The sequence below is a fragment of the Kitasatospora sp. NPDC049285 genome (genome assembly GCF_040678815.1).
Taxonomy (GTDB): domain Bacteria; phylum Actinomycetota; class Actinomycetes; order Streptomycetales; family Streptomycetaceae; genus Kitasatospora.
The window spans coordinates 19898-38515 of record NZ_JBFAQR010000042.1; the positions used below are offsets into that span (position 1 = coordinate 19898).

6 protein-coding genes are annotated in these 18618 nt (G+C 74.0%); 5 read left to right on the top strand and 1 reads right to left on the bottom strand.

What is annotated here, in order from left to right:
• Positions 1 to 158: 158 nt before the first annotated feature.
• A complete protein-coding gene (locus tag AB0K51_RS23935) occupies positions 159 to 1511 on the bottom strand; it encodes a transcriptional regulator (RefSeq protein ID WP_363458827.1) in 1353 nt (450 codons plus the stop codon).
• 391 nt (positions 1512 to 1902) lie between these two features.
• On the opposite strand from AB0K51_RS23935, the gene AB0K51_RS23940 reads away from it, so the two are divergent.
• Genes AB0K51_RS23940 through AB0K51_RS23960 form a run of 5 tightly spaced genes read left to right on the top strand, consistent with a single transcriptional unit; the run spans position 1903 to position 18590 of the window.
• On the top strand, positions 1903 to 6528 hold the full coding sequence (locus AB0K51_RS23940; protein ID WP_363458829.1) for an FkbM family methyltransferase: 4626 nt from the start codon (positions 1903 to 1905) through the stop codon (positions 6526 to 6528).
• Entirely contained in the window at positions 6525 to 10748 is a 4224-nt protein-coding gene (locus AB0K51_RS23945) for an amino acid adenylation domain-containing protein (RefSeq protein WP_363458831.1), read from the top strand. Before AB0K51_RS23940 ends, AB0K51_RS23945 begins: the two co-directional genes overlap by 4 nt.
• A 5-nt stretch (positions 10749 to 10753) precedes the next feature.
• On the top strand, positions 10754 to 16249 hold the full coding sequence (locus AB0K51_RS23950; RefSeq protein WP_363458833.1) for an amino acid adenylation domain-containing protein: 5496 nt from the start codon (positions 10754 to 10756) through the stop codon (positions 16247 to 16249).
• Positions 16246 to 17661: a condensation domain-containing protein gene (locus AB0K51_RS23955; protein ID WP_363458835.1), complete on the top strand. Its 1416-nt coding sequence runs from the start codon at positions 16246 to 16248 to the stop codon at positions 17659 to 17661. Before AB0K51_RS23950 ends, AB0K51_RS23955 begins: the two co-directional genes overlap by 4 nt.
• Positions 17658 to 18590, top strand: a complete 933-nt coding sequence (locus AB0K51_RS23960) for a phosphotransferase (RefSeq protein ID WP_363458837.1) — start codon at positions 17658 to 17660, stop codon at positions 18588 to 18590. Before AB0K51_RS23955 ends, AB0K51_RS23960 begins: the two co-directional genes overlap by 4 nt.
• The last annotated feature ends 28 nt before the right edge of the window (positions 18591 to 18618 follow it).

Genomic DNA, 18618 nt, shown 5'->3' on the forward strand with positions numbered 1-18618 from the left:
GGCGAAGAGTCCTGCTGTTGGGCGGTGGGTGTTCAGCCACCGCTCACCTCCCGCTGCGCGTCGTGCTGGGAGACCACGGTATCGGCCCCGGCAGGGGCCGGGGACACGGTGGTGTTCGTGAGGGCGTCGAGCTCGTGGCGAAGGTGTTCGGCAATGTCCTACGCGGTGAACTCCAGAAAGGTCCTGACTTCGCGCGCCGCCGTGTGCCGTTGCAGTTTCGCCCGAAGATCAGCCAGAGCAGTGCTGCCGCGCGCGGAATTCACGCCGCCCATGTGCTCCACTGCCTGGTGGGCCACCGCCACGGCCTGCTCGACGTCCTTGAGTTCGAGGTACGCCTCAGCAGCCCGGGCCTCGTAGATCGCTGCTCCTCGGGGGAAGGAGTCGCCGTCGTAGCCGTCGTAGATCTCGGCCCGGCCGGCGGTGGCAGCCTGTTGGAAGTGGACCAGGGCGCGGGTGGGGTGGCTGAGGTTGAGTGCGGAGCTTCCGAGTAGTTGGTGGATCTCTCCCAGGTTGACCCAGTACATCGACGGCAGGTCCTCGTCGAGGGGGACGGCGCGGCTGTAGGCGTCCAGTGCTGCGTTGGCTTCCCTGTCGGAGGCTCGCAGGTCTCCGGCCTTGGCGTATGCGCGGCAGGCTCGGGCGTGGAGCATGGCGATCATGCGGGCGGAGCCGGTGGCCTGGCCGTGGGCGTGGGCCGCTGCGACGAGCGAGACCGCTGCACGGGGGTCGCCGGTCGAGTAGCACTTGATGGCCCAGAAGGCCAAGGTGTTGGCGAGTACCTCCGGCGCGTTCGCGGCAACTGCGTCTTCCGCAGCGTCGGCGAAGTGTTCCTCCGCGCGGTCGGGGTGTCCGCTGTCGTACGCGGTCCAGCCTGCGGCGCGCTGGGCGTCGGCGGCGGCTGCGAGCAGGCGCTGGCCGGTGCTCTCGTCGTAGGTGGTGGTTTTCAGCGCGCTGGCGATCATGTCGAACTCGTTGACGGCCGCGTTGTAGACGTGGCCGGAGCCGAACTTGTCGTCGAGGTGGCGCAGGGCTGCCAGGCGGTCTTCATGGAGGGTGGCGACGCTGTCGCCGACCCGGCGGCCGGCGCCAGTGCGGGTGGCGGGGGCAGAGTCGGGGGTGAGGGGGGCCAGGACGATGGCCATGCCGCTGGCCGCGGTTGTGATCATGAACCGACGACGTTCCACGGTTTCACCGGCCTTTCGGGCCTTCAGCGCGGTCGGGGTCGCGCGGTGCGGTGCGAGTAGGACATCGGGGACGGCCCTTTCCACCCAGGCAGGCCAGCCGAGCTCCAGGACATCACGGCGGGGGACGTTGAGGAGGTGGGCGAGTGCGAGTTGCGCCTCCCGGTCGGGCGTGGTGCCTGTCTTCCACCGGTGGAGCTTCTGCTTGTTGGTGGCGAAGTTGCCGAACCCCAGGCGCTGGTGCCGTTCCCCCACCCGTTTCAGGAACGCTTCCGCCTTCCCTCCGTGGTGTTTGACGAGGTACTCCAGCAGGGCCCCGACATCGCTCAACGGTGCACTCACCTCCGTTGCCGGATCGACGGTCCCAGTGTCCCTGGGCGAAGCCGTTTCCGGGAGAGGGCGGCCAAGGTGGATGACCGCTGGATGACCGCGAGGCCACCCGAGATGACGCTGGCGCCCTTCCAGTGACCTCCCGTCAGGAGTCTCCTAGGACGGCCGGGGCGCTTAGTCCGGGCCGGAACCGTAGGTCTCGGACCGCGGTCGCTCGATCGGCGCACCGGTTTGACGCACGTTCAGGTCGTTCAGCTCGTCAGGGGGAAGAGTGGCGTCTTCACGGGCAGATCAGCCCGATCTCGGGTTGTCGCGGACAGGGACGCTGAGGCGGGCCCAGGATTTCGTCGACGAAATCCATGAGCATGGCCGGTCGGCGGTCTCAATCGTCGTGTCCCCGTCCGCGGGCTGGGCAGCAATGGTGGAAGGGTGCGAGCGTGGCCTGCTCGCACGGACGGTCTTCGCGGCTGTCCTGGCGATCGCCACCGGCAGCAAGGATGTGCGGCTGGCCTGCGGTAGCGAGGAGACCGGAGAGCAGCTGCAGGTCGAGGAGCTCCAGGTCGTACCGCAGGTCTCGCTGCGGGAGCTCTCCCACCGCTGGGTGAGCGCTCCGCCGACCGGGACCGGCTCGTTGGCCGCGCTGCGGCGGCTGGTCGGTGTCGGCGGCCTGCCGGCGTTCCGCTGCACCGGAGACGGGCAGGTCCCCGTCGACCTCCTGTCCCCCCTGAGCTGCGTGGTCCGTACGTTCCCGGAGGGCCTGGAGTGGACGTTCACCGCGCGCAAGGACGTTGCAGACCCGGGCTTGCTCCACGCACTCGTGGACCGGGCCGCAACGATTCTGCGAGCGCTGGGCGATGGCCCCGACGTGACGGTGGAGCAGGTCGCCCGGAGAGTCCGGTCGTTGGCGTTCGAGGTCCGGGTCCTGGGTGCCACGGGCTCGGCCGTGGAGGCCCTGCATGCCTGGGGGCAGGCTGTCGGCCTGCCCGTGTCCGCGCGTCGTGTCGAACCCGAGGATGAGGGCCTGCCTGCGGCGGCGGAGAGCGGCCTTCAGCCGGCCAGCTGGGGTGCGAACCTCGCCGTCGTCGGCCGGGCACTGGGTGCTCTGCCGCAGCCGCACCCCGCCCGTGCAGAGCACGAGATCCTCTCTTTGGCGGCTTGGGGCACGTTGCCGGACGGTCACGTGATCGCGGAGATGCACGCGAACGAAAGTCGCGAGGTCTACGACGAGATTGTGGTCCGGAACCAGTACCTACGGCATGGCCTTCAGGTCTGCGACGGCGACGTGGTGGTCGACGTCGGCGCCAACGTCGGCGTGTTCGCACTGTTCGCCGCCGCGCAGGCCGCCCGGGTCACGGTGCACGCCTTCGAGCCGGTCCCAGCCGTGGCCCAGGCGCTGGAGGCGAACATGAGCCTCTACGGGATCAGCGGCACGGTGACCCGGGCCGCCGCCGGTGCGAGCACCGGCGTCCGCACGCTCACCTTCTACCCGCAGTCGTCCCTCCAGTCCGGCTTCTACACCGACGCCCACCGTGACCAGCACATCGTGCGCGAGTACGCCCGCCACCAGGCCGAGGCCCTACCCGGGCTTCCGGACGATCTGCGGGCGGTCGCCGCCGAGGCCCTCGTGCCAACGGCACTCGCGCGCACCGCCGACCGGCAGCAGCTCGCGGTGCCGGTGATCCGGCTGTCGGACTGGATCCGCAGCAACGCCGTGGGCCGCATCCACCTGCTGAAGGTCGACGCCGAACGCGCGGAGGAGGACGTCCTCGCCGGGATCGACGACGAGCACTGGCCCCTCATCGACCAGGTCGTCGCCGAAGTCCACGACCTCGACGGACGGGTGGAACGGCTCCGGGCCCTGCTCCAGAGCCGGGGCTTCGAGACGGTCGTCGACCAGGACGCGCTGTTCGCCGGGTCCGAGATCTACATGCTGTACGGCCTGCGGCTCGGCGTGTCACGCCCGGAAGCCCCCTGGCTGGGCCGCCAGATCGAGGCTGCCGAACGCTGGGCCGCCACGTCGGCCCTGCCGCTGTACGTGACCGTTGCGCCCGGAGCGAGCGCCGCCGAGTCGCGGCAGGCCCGCCGGGCCGTCGAGGCACGCGGCCTGACCTGGGTGGAGCCGCCGCCCTCCTGCGCCCCGGCCGGCACCGGCGCCGAGGGGTCGGAGGTGGTGCTGCCGTGGGCGGAGGCGGTGCTGCGCCGGACGACCGCCGCGCAGCGGCCGGTGACCAAGGGCGTGATCGTGGACGGCGACAACACCTTGTGGGGCGGGGTGTGCGGCGAGATCGGGCCCGAGCACGTGGACGTCGGCGGCCCCTACCGGCAGGTACAGGAGGCGTTGCGGGAGCAGTTGGAGGCCGGGCGGGTGCTGTGCCTGTGCTCGCGCAACAACCTTTCCGACGTGGAGGCGGTGTTCGCCGCTCACCCGGACATGCCGCTGGGCCTCGGGGACTTCGCGTCGGTGCGGGTGGGCTGGGGCCCGAAGTCGACCGCCATCGGTGAGATCGCCGACGAGCTCGGCTTCGCGGTGGAGTCGCTGGTCTTCGTCGACGACAGCGCGGCCGAGCGTGCCGAGGTGGCCATCGCGTACCCGGGACTCACGGTCGTCGACCTGCTGGCGGATCCGCGAGAGTTCCCCGCCGCCCTGCGCGGGACGTGGCAGCTCGACTTGGAGGGCACCGTGACCGCGGAGGACCGCGCGCGGACGGGCCTGCTCGCGGTGGAGGCCCGGCGCCGACGGGCCGCAGCGCAGACGGCGACGACAGCCGACTACCTGAAGCAGCTGGACCTCCGTGTGGAGGTGTCCCCCGCGACGGAGGACGAGGTGGAGCGGATCGCGCAGCTCGCGGCCCGCACCACCCAGTTCAACCTGGCGCTGCGCAGCCACACGCCCGGAACGGTCCGTCAGGTGCTCGCCGGCACCGGGGTGGCGCTGTCGGTCCGGGTACGCGACCGCTTCGGCGACTACGGGCTCGTCGGCTTCGTCTCGGCGGCGGCAGACGGGCGCGTGCTGCGGGTCCGGGACTTCTTCATCAGCTGCCGCGCACTGGGACGCAACGTCGAGTGGTGCGTCCTGCGGGAGCTGGCCGAGCGGGCCACCGCCCTCGACCTGGACAGCCTCGCGCTCACCGGCACGCCCGGGCCGCGCAACCGCCCGGCACTGGAGTTCGCCGACGCTGCCCGGACCCGGTTCATCCTCGCCGGTACTCCCGACCTGGTGGATGCTTCGGCCGCCAAGGCCCTGGAGTGGCGGCTCCTCACCGCGCCGGATGCCGCCGCGGCCCAGGCCGCCGGTGGGCGCCCGGCCGCCGCGGCGCCGTCGCGGGTGCGGTGGCCCGTCTCGCAGCAGGCCGCCGCGCTGGCCGCGGATGCCTACCGACGCCCCGGCGAGACGGCGTCCACCACCCCCTACGTCGCGCCGCAGACCGAGACGGAGCGCCGGATCGCCGAGGTGTGGGAGGAGACGCTCAAGGTCGGACCGATCGGAGTCCACGACGACCTGTTCACGCTGGGCTGCGACTCGCTGACCGCCGCCGTGATCTGCGCGCGCCTTCGACGCCACGGTGTGGACCTGGCGGTCCACGAGCTTCTGGCGCAGCCGACGGTTCGCGGGGCGGCCCGGCACGCGAGTGCCGGGAGACGGCCGGCCATCGAGCTGCCGGCGGATGAGGAGGCCGGGCCAGCGTCGCTCGGACAGCAACGCATCTGGGCGGCAGAGGCGGTCGGAGGCCGCGGAAACGCCCAGGTCATCCCCGTGGCGCACCGGATCGGCGGCCCGCTCGATCTCGGCCGGCTGCGCTCGGCGCTGGCGGCGGCCGTTGCCCAGCACCCGGCCCTGCGCACCGTGCTGGTCGACGACGGCGGGACGCTGGTGCAGCGGCGGCTGACCGCCCAGAAGGTCGACATTGAGGTCAGCGACCTGTCGAGCCTTCCGGAGACCGACCGCGCCGATCAGGCGGACCTGCTGTCCCGCCGGTTCTTCCAGGCACCGTTCGACGTCGGCCGGGACCTGATGGTGCGTGCGGCCGTGCTGCGGCTGGCCCCCGACGACCATGTGCTGCTGCTGATGTTTCACCACAGCGCCGCCGACGGCTGGTCCGTCGACGTCCTCCAACGCGACCTGGGCGCCGCGTACGCCAACCCGCAGGCCCTGGCCGGCGCTCCGAACGGCGCGACGTTCGCCCAATACAGTGCCGCGGCCGTCCGGCAGCGCGAGAGCGGCGTGCTCGACCAGGGCGTGACCGCCGTCCGCGCCGCGCTCGACCGGGTGGCGGCCCGGCCCTGCAGCACCCCCACCGGTCTGCCCGCCGAGCCGCGCCACCTGCGCTTTGCACTGGACGGTGACGTGGTGGCCGCGATCCGGGCGGCGGCGCGCAGCCGCTCCACCACCCCGGTCGCGATCCACCTCACGGCCTGGCAGCTCCTGCTCGCCGCCGCGGCTGGCACCGACGCAGTGGCGACGGGCTGCCCGGTCGCGGGCCGCACGGAGGAGGCGTTCACCGACACGGTCGGCTTCTTCGCCAACCTCGTCCCCATCCCGGCACGCATCGACTGGTCCGCCACCGCCGGCGGACACCTCGACACGGCGGTGACCGCCGCGACCGAGGCGCTGAGCTACGCCGAGGTGCCCTACGGGATGGTCGCCGACGGCGCCGGCGCGGTGTTCGACACGCTCTTCACCCTCCAGCCGCCCACCACGCACCCGCTGCGCTTGCCCGGCTGCACCGTCGCGTGGAGCGAACCGGCGCTGTGGCCGGTGCCGTACCCGCTGATGCTCGATGTCCAGGAGCACGCCGACGGCGCGAGCGCACTGCTGCGCTTCGACGCCCACGCCCACCACCCCGTAGACCCCCCGTGGCTGGCCGAGGCGTACCCGCTCGTCCTGGCCGCGCTCTGCACCCTGCCCGAACTGCCCCTGCAGCGGCTGCGCGACCTCCTGCAGCCCGGCGCCGCCACCGTGCACGACCTGGTCCGTGACCGACTGGCCAACCTGCGAGAGGAAGGCGACCTTCGGTGACCACCACGATCCCCCGCCCCGCCGACGGCGACACCGTGTGGCAGCTCAAAGCCGCCGACGGCCCGGCCCATCCTGCGACCGCGCCACAGCACCGCCACCTGGCCGCCCACCCCGCTGCCGCCTTCACCGAGCCGCTCCTCGAACTGCGCCTGGCCGGGCCGCTGGACACCGACCGGCTCCGCACCGCCGCCGAACACACCGTGCGTGAGCACCCCGCGCTTCGCCGCCACTTCGCCTTCACCGCCGCCGACCGCGGCGACGAGGAACAGCCGCTGGTCCGGCTCATCCGCCTCGCAGACGGCAGCCACACCCTCACGCTGAGCCCGGCGCTCGGCTCGGTGGACACCACCGGGCTGCTGCGCACCGCCGCGGCCGTCGCCGCCGGCTACCGGACCGGGATGGTGACCGGGGCGATCGGCCCGGCCCCGCAGACGGTCGACGCCTTCCTCGCCGGCCTGCTCACGGACCCGAACGCCGCTGGGGCCCGCGAGCACTGGCAGACTCGCCGTCTGGACACGGGGGCCGAGGAGCTGGCCCGCGCCCTGGTGATGCGCACCGCCGCGCCCGGCCGGCGTCTGCACCTGCCCGTGCAGCTGGACGACGCGGCCGGCACCCGGCTCATCCGTCTCGCCCAGGACCTCGAGGTCGGTGTGGACGCCGTCGTGGTGACGGTGTGGCGGCTGCTGCTGGAGCGGATCGCGCCCGGTGCGGCCGGGGCGATGGGCCTGTTCATCCCCGGGCCGGTGGAGCAGTTGCCGGACACGATCGGCCTGCTGGGCCGCTGCGTCCCCGTGCCGGTGCGCCCGGACACCGCCGAGTCACTCGCCGACACCGTCCGCGCCTGCCACCGCGAGATCGCGCTCGCCACCCGGCTCGGCGACTTCTTCACCCACCCGTCGCCGGGCGGCGAGTACACGATCGGTGTCCGGCACGTGGAGGCGCCCGGGCTCGACTTCGGTCCGGGCCTGGACGCCACCGTCGAAGCGCTCAGGGGCGCGACCGACCGCATCCGCTTCGACCTGCACTCCCTGCACACCGGCGACCGGCTGCGCCTCTCCCTGGACGCGGACGGTGCCGCGGTCACCGAGGGGGGCGCCCGGCGCCTGGCCGACTGGGTGGCCGCCGTGTGCACCGGCCTGCCGGATCTGCTCGACACCCCGGCCACGGGGGCGGCCGGGCAGATCCTGGACCCGCTCACTTCCGGCAGCCGCCTTCACGGCGCCGACCGATCGGCCAGCGGAACTGCGGCGCCCGCCAACCTGGTGGAGGCGTTCGACGCCCAGGCCGCGCGGACCCCGCTCGCCTGCGCCGCCCGCGACGACGACCAGGAGGTCACCTACCGCGAACTGCACGCCGCGAGCGCCGCGCTCGGCCGGGCGCTGGCCGAACGGGGCGTGGCCGCCGGGGACCGGGTGGCCGTGTGCATGAGCCGCCGGGTACCGCTGCTGGCCGTGCTGCTGGCCGTCGCCCGCCGCGGCGCCGCGTTCGTCCCGATCGACCCGGCCCTTCCCTCCGGCCGGGTGACCGACCTGCTCGCCGACGCTGACCCGCGACTGATCGTCACGGACCAGCACGGCCCCGACAGGCTCCCATCGGCCGACAGCACACCGGTGCTGCGCATCGACGCGCTGCTGCCCACAGGCTCCCCTGCCACCGAACCGGAGCCGGTGGAGATCCGGCCGGACACGGACGTGTACGTGATCTACACCTCCGGCTCGACCGGCCGGCCCAAGGGCGTGCCGATCACCCACGCGGCGCTGATGCACTACCTCATCTGGGCCTCGGGCCACTACGACACCGCGGGCGGCAGCGGCACCCTGGTCCACTCGTCGATCAGCGTCGACATGACCGTCACCAGCCTGTTCCTGCCACTGCTGACCGGGCAGGCCGTCACCCTGCTGCCCTCCGACGAGCCGAAGGACCTGGCCGACGCCCTCACCCGGGCCCGCGACCTGAGCCCGCTGAAGGTCACCCCCGGCGGACTGCGCCTGCTCACCTCCCTCCTGACCGGCGACCAGATCACCCGGGCCACCCGGCACCTGGTCATCGGCGGCGAGCAGCTGACCGCCGCCACCCTGGACCTCCTGGACGCGCCCGGCCTGCTCGTCACCAACGAGTACGGGCCCACCGAGGCCACCGTCGGCTGTTGCGCCCACACCTTCCGCCTAGGCGAGCACCCGGCGGACGGTCCGGTGCCCATCGGCACGCCGATCCGGGACACGACGATCGAGCTGCGCACGGCCGACGGCCAGCTCGCTCTGCCCGGCACCGCCGGGGAACTCGTCGTCACCGGGCCCGGTGTCGCGGCTGGCTACCTGGGCCAGCCCGCCGAGACCGACGCCCGCTTCACCACCGACCCGCACGCTGGCGTCCGCTCCTACCGGACCGGCGACTTCGCCGTCCTCGGCCCCGGCGGGCAGCTGGTGATGCTCGGACGCGGCGACGATCAGCTCAAGATCCACGGCTACCGCGTCGAACCCGGCGAGGTCGAGGCCGTCCTGACCGCTCACCCCGGCATCGCGGCGGCTGCCGTCGTCACCAGCAGCACCAGCCGCACTCCGGTGCTCGCCGCGTTCCTCGTCGCCGCAGACGGCGCCGCTCCGGCCGCCCTGCCGGAGGAGGTCGCCGCACTGGCCGCCGACCGGCTCCCGTACTTCGCCCGCCCCGACCGGTACGAGGTCCTCGCCCAGCTGCCGCTGCGCGGCAACGGCAAGGTCGACCGGCAGGCCCTGGCCGAACGCCCCGCGCCCGCCGCGGGCCCGGAGGCGCTGGACGTGGCCGACCCTCAGCTCGCCGTGGTCGCCGCGCTGTGGCGCGAGGTCCTCTCTACGCCGCCGACCGGCCCGGACGCCAACTTCTTCGCCGAGGGCGGCGACTCCATCAAGGCGGTCCTGCTGGCCGGCCGGGCGCAGCGGGCGGGCCTGGAGCTGACGGTGCACGACATCCTTCAGCGGCGGACCCTGCGCCGGATCGCGGCTGCCGCGCGTACCGCCGGCGCGCGGGCCTCGGTGGAGCCGGGGCCGGTGCCGCTGACGCCCCACCAGGCCGGCTTCCTCTCGCGCCAGGCGGCCCAGCCCGAGCGGTGGACCCTGCGGTGGAGCACCGCGGCGCCCGCGCCGGTCGACATCGGGCGGCTGGAGCGGGCGCTGACCGTGGCCGTGGCCGGGCACCCGGCGCTGTGGACGGCGTTCGCGAACGACGGCGGCCGGTGGACGGCCCGGCTGGGCGAGCCCGGCCCGGTGCCGATGCACGTCCTCGACCTGGACAGCGTCCCGCCCGCCGAACGTGAACGGGTCGTGGCCGACGCCCTGGAGCAGGTGGAGGACGGGATCGACCTCGCCGGCCGGCTGGTGGGCCTGTGCCTGATCCGCGGCGCCGGCCAGGCGGAGCGCATCGTGTGGGTCGTCCACCACCTGGTCGCCGACGTCGTCTCCCTGCAGAGTCTCGACCAGGAGCTGTGGCACGCCTACGCGAGTCCGGCCGCCTCCGCCGCGCAGGGCGGGGACGGGTACGCGGCGTGGCTGCACCAGCAGGACGGCCGGCCCGCGACGCCCTTCCCCGACTGGCCCGGGCGGGACGGGGCGCCGGTGTGCCGCACCGCCGTCTCGCGGCTGGACGAGGATGCCCGCCGCCACCTCGCCGACGCGCAGCAGGCCGCGCCGCGCTGGGTCCTCGCCGTCCTCGGGGCCGCTCTGCTGGGTGCGCTCGCCGAGGTGCGCCCGGACCTGCCGGCCGCCCTGTGCGTCGAGCTCCACGGCCGCAACCGACCCGGTCTCGACCTGTCGGCCGCGGTGGGCTGGCTCACCGACTTCCGCCCGCTGCGCGCCGAGCGCCACCTGCTGGCCGACCCGGCGGCACTGGCCTGCGCTCTGCACCACCAGGTCGAGGAGCACCGGGACTGGGCCGGAGCACTGCCGCTGGTCGCGCTGAACTACCTGGGCGACCTTACGGCCGGACACGGCCTCGACCTGCCCGAGTCCGGCGCGGGCCCGCTCTTCCCACTGGAGGTTATCTGCTGGAAGCAGCCGGACGAGGACGCGGTGCAGGTCCGCTGGCGCTTCGACGAGACCTTCATCCCGCCGGCCACCGTGACGCGGCTCAGCGAAGTCTTCGCCCGCCGCGCGGCCACCACGCTCACCATCCGCCCGCAGACCACCGCCGGGCCGGCCGGTCTCTCGGCCGCCGACCTGAGCCGGATCACCGCCACGTTCGAGGGATGACGATCATGACCGACCGCACGATCGCCGCAGTCCACCCCGCCACCCCCGCTCAGCAGGGCTTCCTCCTCGGCACGCTCGCCGCCCCCGACGACGCCCTGTTCGTCGAGCAGGCCGTCTTCCCGCTCGCCGGGCCGCTGGAGGTGCCCCGGCTGGAGCGCGCCGTGGCGGGGCTGATCGACGGCCACGAGATCCTGCGCACCGGCCTCGCCTGGAACCTGGCCGCCGACCCCCAGCAAGTCGTCCTCTCCCGGGGCGAGATCACGATCGGGGTCGTGGACAGCCGTGGCCACGACGACGCCCGTCAGCAGGCCGACCTGGAAGACCTGCTGCGCGCCGAGCGGGCCGAGCCGTTCGACCTGACGAGGCCGCCGCTGCTGCGCCTGGCCGTGCAGTACCTCGACGGTGAGCGGCACCGCCTGGTGTGGACCCACCACCACGGCGTGCTGGACGGCTGGTCGCACCTCGCCCTCGTCCGGGAGCTCCTGGAGCGCTACGCCACCGGCGGCGCCCCGGTCGAGCTGGCGCAGTTCGGCGCGTACGCCCGCTGGCTCGCCGCCCAGGACCGCAGCCAGCAGCGGGGGTACTGGGCCGGGCAGCTGGCCGGCTACCCGCCGCTGCCCGCACCCGCCGAGCACCCGCTGGGGGCAGGCCAGGAGCGGTACGGGCAGCACCGGATCGACGTTGACGCGGCCACCGCCGCGATCCTGGACGGCTTCGCCCACGCGCACGGCACCACGGCGGCGGCCGTGCTGATCTCCTGCTGGGGCCTGGTCGCCGCCCGCCAGCGCGGACGCGACGACATCGCCATCGGGGTCACCGTCTCCGGGCGCACTGCCGCGTTCCCCGGCATCGCGGGCCTCATCGGACCTGTCGCGACGACCGTGCCGGTCCGGCTGCCCGCCCCGGCGGGGGACGCCAGCCGCCGGGCGAGCGGCGTCCAGGACCTGCTGGCCGGGGCCGAGGCGAATAGCCTCTGCTCCACCGCGGACCTGTACGCCTGGGCCGGCCTCGCGCCGGACGGGGCGCTCTACGACAGCGTGGTGTCGATCGCCAACTACCCGCACACCGGCGACGACTCCCGGGCCAGCCTGGTGCTGGAGACGGCCGGGATCCGGTCCGAAGGCGGACGCACCCGCCACCTGCTCGCCCTGGTCGTCGAGACGTTCGACGGGGTGCGGCTGCGCCTGGTCAACGACCGCACCCGCGTCAGCGACGACGACGCCCGCGCCGCGCTGGACGCCCTGCACACGATGCTGCGCCGGCTGGCCGACCAGGCGGTTCCGGTCGCCGACCTGACCGCGTTCACGCGCGACCTCAACGCCTTCCAGCCCCGCCGGCCCGCGACCACCGACGCCGCGGCGGCCGGCCAGGTGGCCGGCGACGGCGACCCGCTGGTGCGGGTGCTCGCCGACGCCTTCGCCGACGTCCTCGGCCAGCCGGTCCGCGCCGACGACGACTTCCTCGCCGCTGGCGGGCACTCGCTGCTGGCACTGCGGCTCGCGGCCCGGCTGCGGACCGCGCTCGGCGTGGACCTGACCCTCGGCGACCTGCTCATCAGCGGCACCCCCAGGGCCCTGGCCACCCGGGTGCGCCACCTCCTCACCGCCGACACCGCCGCGCCCCACCCGCTGCCCCCGCTCACCCCCGCCCCGGACGCCGGCACCGGGGAGCCGTTCGCGCTCACCGGCATCCAGCAGGCGTACTGGACCGGGCGCAGCGCGGACTTCGACCTCGGCGGTGTCGACTCCCACCTCTACACCGAGGCCGACCTGCCCGAGGTCGACCTGGAGAAGCTGGCCGCCGTTTGGCGGGCCCTGATCGAGCGTCACCCGATGCTTCGCGCCGTCACCACCCCCGACGGCCGCCAGCAGATCCTGGCCGACGTCCCGCCGTACCGGATCCACACCACGGATCTGCGCACCGACGCCGACCCCGAGGCGGAGCTCACCCGGGTGCGCGAGCGGCTGGCCCACGCCCGCCGCGACACTGGCACCTGGCCACTGTTCACCATCGAGGCGGCCCTGCTGCCCGGCGGCACAACCCGCCTGTTCCTCAGCTTCGACCTGCTGATCGGCGACGCGCTGAGCTGGCAGACCCTGTACCGCGAGGCCCGCGCCCTCTACGAGAACCCGGGTGCCGAACTCCCGGCTCTGGAGTTGACGTTCGCCGACTACGTGGCGCACCTGCCAGCCCTGGCCGCCGGCCCGCGCTACGAACGTGACCGCGCCTACTGGTTGGCGAGGCTCCCGACCCTGCCCGGGCCGCCCGCGCTGCCGCTGCTGCCCGAACCCGCGAACCAGGCCGGCGGTCCGCGGTTCTCCCGGCTGCAGCTGCGCTTGCCCGCCGAGGATCTGGCCGCGCTGCGCCGGGTGGCCGCCGCGCACGGCGCCACCCTGTCCGCGCTGCTTCTCGGGGTCTTCGCCGAGATGGTCGGACGGTTCACCAACAGCACCGACTTCCTGGTCAACACCACCATCTACAACCGGCCCGGCGTCCATCCGCAGATCAACCAGATCGTCGGCGACTTCACCTCCACCGTCCTGACCGGCATCGACCTGGGCGTCGCGCCGACGTTCGCCGGCCGACTGCGCGCGCTGCAGCGCCAGCTGTGGGCCGACCTCGACCACGCCCGCTACAGCGGAGTCGACGTCCTGCGGGACCTGCGGGAGACCCGCGATCGCACCACGGCTGCCGCACCTGTCGTGTTCACCAGCACCCTCGACCTGGACGCGCCCGCCGCCGAGCCGGCCACCCCGTTCCCCGGCAGCATCGGCTACGGGATCGGCCAGACCCCGCAGGTCCTGCTCGACTACCAGACCTACCAGGTGGCCGACCACCTCGTGATCAACTTCGACACCGTGGACGGCCGCCTGCCAGACGGCCTGGTCCAGGCGATGCTGGACGACCACGCCGCCCAGTTGCGCACCCTGATCGACGACCCGGGCGCCCCCGAGCGCCCCCGCCTCGGCGTAGCCGCTGCGGCGTCCGAGCTCGCCGGACCGCTCGGCGGCGACCGACTCCTGCACGAGCCCGTCTTCGAGCAGGCCCGCCGGCACCCGCGGCGCACCGCGATCGTCTGCGACGGCGAACGCACCACCTATGGCGAACTCGCCGAAGCCGCCCGGCAGGTTGCGGACCGGATCACCGACGCCAATCCCGCCGGCGAACTCGTCGCTGTGCTGTGCCGGCCCGGCCGCGAGCAGGCCGCCGCCACCCTCGGTGTCCTGCGCGCCGGATACGCCTACGTGCCGCTGGACCCCGCCTGGCCCACCGAACGCCTCCACGACCTCCTGGCCTCCACCGGCGCGTCCCTCGTCGTCACCGATCAGGAGACCCACTCCCGCACCCGCCTGCCCGCCGGCCTCACCCTCCTCCTCACCGACGATTCCGCCCCCACCCCCAGCACGGGCCGGGCGCAGCGGCGGCGCACCGCCGACGACCTCGCGTACGTGATCTACACCTCGGGCTCCACCGGCCGGCCCAAGGGCGTCATGATCTCCCACCGCGGCGCGCTCAACACGATCCTGGACGTCAATGAGCGCTTCGGCATCGGTCCCACCGACGCGGTGCTCGCGGTGTCCCCGTCCACGTTCGACCTCGCCGTCTGGGACCTCTTCGGCAGCCTCGCGGCCGGCGCCACCCTGGTGGTGCCCACCGGCGACCAGCGCCGCGACCCCGCCGCCTGGACCGCCCTGGCCCGCGCCGAGCACGTCACCGCGTGGAACTCCGTGCCGGTCCTCATGGACGTGCTCCTGGAGGCCCTGCCCGCAGGCGAGACGGTGCTGGAGGGCCTGCGAGTGTGCCTGCTCAGCGGCGACTGGATCCCCCTGGACCTGCCCGGGCGGCTGCGCGAGCGCGCCCCGAAGTGCCGCATCGTCAGTCTCGGCGGCGCCACCGAAGGCTCGATCTGGTCGGTCCTCTACGAGATCGACGACGTCGACCCGGCTTGGTCGAGCATCCCGTACGGCACCGCGATGACCGGACAGAGCGTCCAGGTCCTCGACCACCAACTGCTGCCATGCCCCGCACACGTCCCCGGCCAGCTGCACATCGGCGGCCACGGCACGGCGCTGGGCTACTGGCAGGCGCCCGAGCTGACCGAGGAGGCGTTCGTCTTCGACGGCCGCACCGGCCGCAGGCTGTACCGCACCGGCGACTGGGGACGGCTGCGCCCCGACGGCACCCTGGAGTTCCTCGGCCGCCGCGACGCCCAGGTCAAGATCCGCGGCTTCCGCGTCGAGCTGCGCGAGGTCGAGACCGCTCTGCGTGCTGTGCCCGGTGTCGAGCAGGCCGCCGCCGTCGCCACAGGGGAGCGCACCAACCGACGCCTGGCCGCCTTCGTCGTCACCACCCGCCCCTTGGACGAGGTACGCGCCGACCTCGCCCGCCGGCTGCCCGCCCACATGCTCCCCGGCTCGCTCACTGCGCTGCCCGCGCTGCCGCTGAGCGCCACCAGCAAGGTCGACCGCGGCGCGCTGGAACGCCTCGCCGCCGACCTCGAGCTCCCCGCACCGCAACCCGAAACCCCACCGGCCCGCCACGGCACCGGCCTCGAGGAGAAGGTGCTGGCGGCACTCGCGGCGATCCTGCCCGACCGGCCCGGGCTGGACGAGGACCTTCTCGTCTTCGGGATCACCTCCGTCGATGTGATCCGGCTGGCCAACACCATCGAGCAGCACACCGGCCAGCGCCCCGACGTGAAGGTCTTCTACCAGGCCCCGACGCTGCGCACCCTCCTCCAGCACACCGACGCTCCCGCCGCCGAGCAGCCGACCTCGCCGGTCGTGCCGGGCGCGTGGTCCGGCTGGCCGCAGGTCACCGACCCCGCCGAGCGGGCAGCGTTCCGCGCCGCCCGGCCCGCCCGCGGGCTGGCCCCTGCCCTTCGCACCCTGCCCCAGCGGCCACCCGGCCGCGTCGACGCCCGGGCCCGGCGCCGCACCCCGCGCGGCTTCGACCCCCGCCCGGTCACCGTGGACGCACTCACCGACCTGCTGGAGAGCCTGCGCCGCACCGACACCGGAGGCCGACCCGCCCACCTTTACCCCTCGGCTGGCGGCCTGTACGCCGTCCAGGCTCACCTCCACGTACGGCCGGGCCGCGTCCAGGGCCTGCCCGGCGGCCTGTACGGCTACCACCCCGACGCCCACGACCTCGTCCCCTACGCCCCGGACCTCGACCTCGACCCCGGTGTCCACCTCGGCCCGGCCAACCGGCCCCTGGCAAACACCGCGGCCTTCAGCATCTTCCTGGCGACCGACCCCGCCGACTCCGCGCCGCTGTACGGGTCCGACGCCGAGCACCTCGCCCTGCTGAACGCCGGCTACATCGGCCAGCTGCTGTGCCAGACCGCCACCGAGACGGGCCTCGGGCTGGCCCCGGTGCACGGCGTCGACTTCGACCGCATCCGCTGGCTGCTGCCCGGCGGCGAACGCCTCGTGCTGCTCCACACCCTCCTCGGAGGCATCCCCGACCACCCCGTCACCCCGGGAGAGCCCGCATGACCACGATCGCCACCGAGCCCCTGGTCGTCACCGACAGCGCGCCGCTCTCTCCCGGCCAGGAGCGCCTGTTCGACGCCGAGTTCGTCCTGCCCGACGGCTCATGGCCCGCCCCGGGCACCCCGACGCCGCTGCGACCGATCGACACCGGCGCCATCCGCATCGACGGCCCTCTCGACGTCGCCGCGCTTCGCAACGCCGTCACCGGGCTGGTCGCCCGGCAGGCCGCGCTGCGCACCACCTTCCGCCGCCTGCCCGACGGCACGCCCGTCCAGTTCGTCACCGACCGTCTCCCGGACTCGGTGAGCCTCGAAGTACTCGACCTCGCCGCCGGCCAGGACCTGCCCACGGCCGACGACCTGCTGCTCCACGCCCCGGCCCGCCTGGTCGACCCCCGCCACGACCCGCTCTTCCGCGTCCGCCTGCTGCGCCTGGGCGAGGACCGGCACGTCCTGCTGCTGCAGATCCACCACGCCGTCAGCGACGGCTGGTCCATCGGCGTGCTCTACCGAGACCTGTCCGAGCTCTACAACGCCGCCCGGGCCGGGCGGGGCGCGGACCTGCCCGCGATCACCCGCAGCTTCGCCGCCCACAGTCGGCAGATGCGCGCCGAGCGCGGAGGCCCCGAGGAGCAGCGCCAGCTCGCCTACTGGCGCCGTCGACTCGCCCCGCCGCTGCCCGGCCGTCCGGCCGGAGCGTCGACCAACGGCATGAGCCCGGTCGACACGGAGCGGGTCCTCGTCCCGGCCGACCTCGTCCGGGACCTGCGCGAGACCGCGGCCACCAGCGCGCAGCGCGGCGGCGTGGCCGGGCCGTTCCTCGCCGCGCTCGCCCTGGTCCTGCACCACGCGAGCGGCGAGCGGGACGTGCGGATCGGCATGATGATCTCCAACCGGGCCCGGCCCGGCACCGAGCACCTGATCGGCTACTTCGTGAACACCGCCGTGATCCGCCTGCGCATCGACCCGCAGATGACCGCCGGGCGGCTGGTCGCGGAGGCGAACACCGCCGTTACCGAGGCCATCGAACACCAGGCCCTGCCCATCCAGGACCTCTACCAGGATCTACGCGACACCGGCGCCCTCGGACAGGGCCCTCTGTACCGGGTGACCCTCGCGCTCAACACGATGCGCACCACCTCACTGGTCCTGGACGGCCTGCACTGCGAGGACATCGACCTGGAGCGGCTCGGCCCCCGGCTCGCCCCGACCAGCATCGAGCAGCGCTGGGTCCTGGACGAGAGGGCCGGTCACCTCGCTGGAACGCTGACCTACCGCACCGACACCTTCACCCGGCCCGGCATCGCGGCCACGCTCACCGGCCTTGACCAGGCGCTTCGCGCCGTCACCAACCCCCACGCCACCGTTGCCGACATCACCGCCGCCCTTCCCCCGGCGACGCTGGAGGCCCGGTGAGCACCGCCCAGGCCGACGTGCCGCTCGCCGAGCAGGACGCCGCCGGCCTGCTCGACGCCTACGGCCTGACGCTGCGGCAGGCACGGTCACTGCCGGGCGGCATGGAGAACACTCACCTCAAGGCGCGGACGGCCACTGGCACGGTCGTGGTGACCGTGCTGAAGAAGAAGACGGTCGAGCAGGCCGAGGAGTACGCCCACTTCCTGCGGCACCTCGAGCTCACCAGCGCCCCCGCACCGCGGCTGCGACCGCTGCGCGACGGCGGCTGGGTCACCCAGCACAACGGCCGGCCCGTCATCGTCTGCGACTTCATCGCCGGGCGCAGCCCCGTCCGGCTTCCGGCCCGCCTCGTTCACGAGGCCGGGTTCCTCCTAGGGCGCGTGCACCAAGGCGCGGCGGCCGACTTCGACAGCGCGCTGCGCCCGCACCTGCGACTGCACGACGCCGACGCCGCCACCCTGGCCTCGCTGCCCGACGGGCCGTTCGCCCGGTGGGCACGCTCCACCTGGCAGGCCGTCGGCCACGTCCCCGAGCACGACGGACCCCTCGTCCCGGTCCACGCCGATCTGTTCCCGGACAACATCGTCGTCCGAGGCCGCGGCCGGAGCCTCATGTTCCTCGACTGGGAGGACGGCTCGCTGGACCTGCCCCACCTCGACGTGGGAATGGCGCTGCTGGGCCTCTGCTGCCGCAACGGCTTCTCCCCGCGTCACGCCCGCCACCTCCTGGCCGGCTACCAGCAGGGCAGCGGAACCGCGCTGAACGGCGCCCTGGTGCGCGACGCGGCGCTGTACGCGGCCGTGCTCGTCGCGCTGCGCCGCTACCGCTGGCAGCAGGAGCACCGCCAGCTTCCCACTGGCCGGTCGGCCGCCGCCATGCACCACCTCGCGAACTCCCTGACCGACCGCTGGCCGCAGCTCGAGCTGTGAGCCCGGCCGGCCACCTTCGACCCGCGCG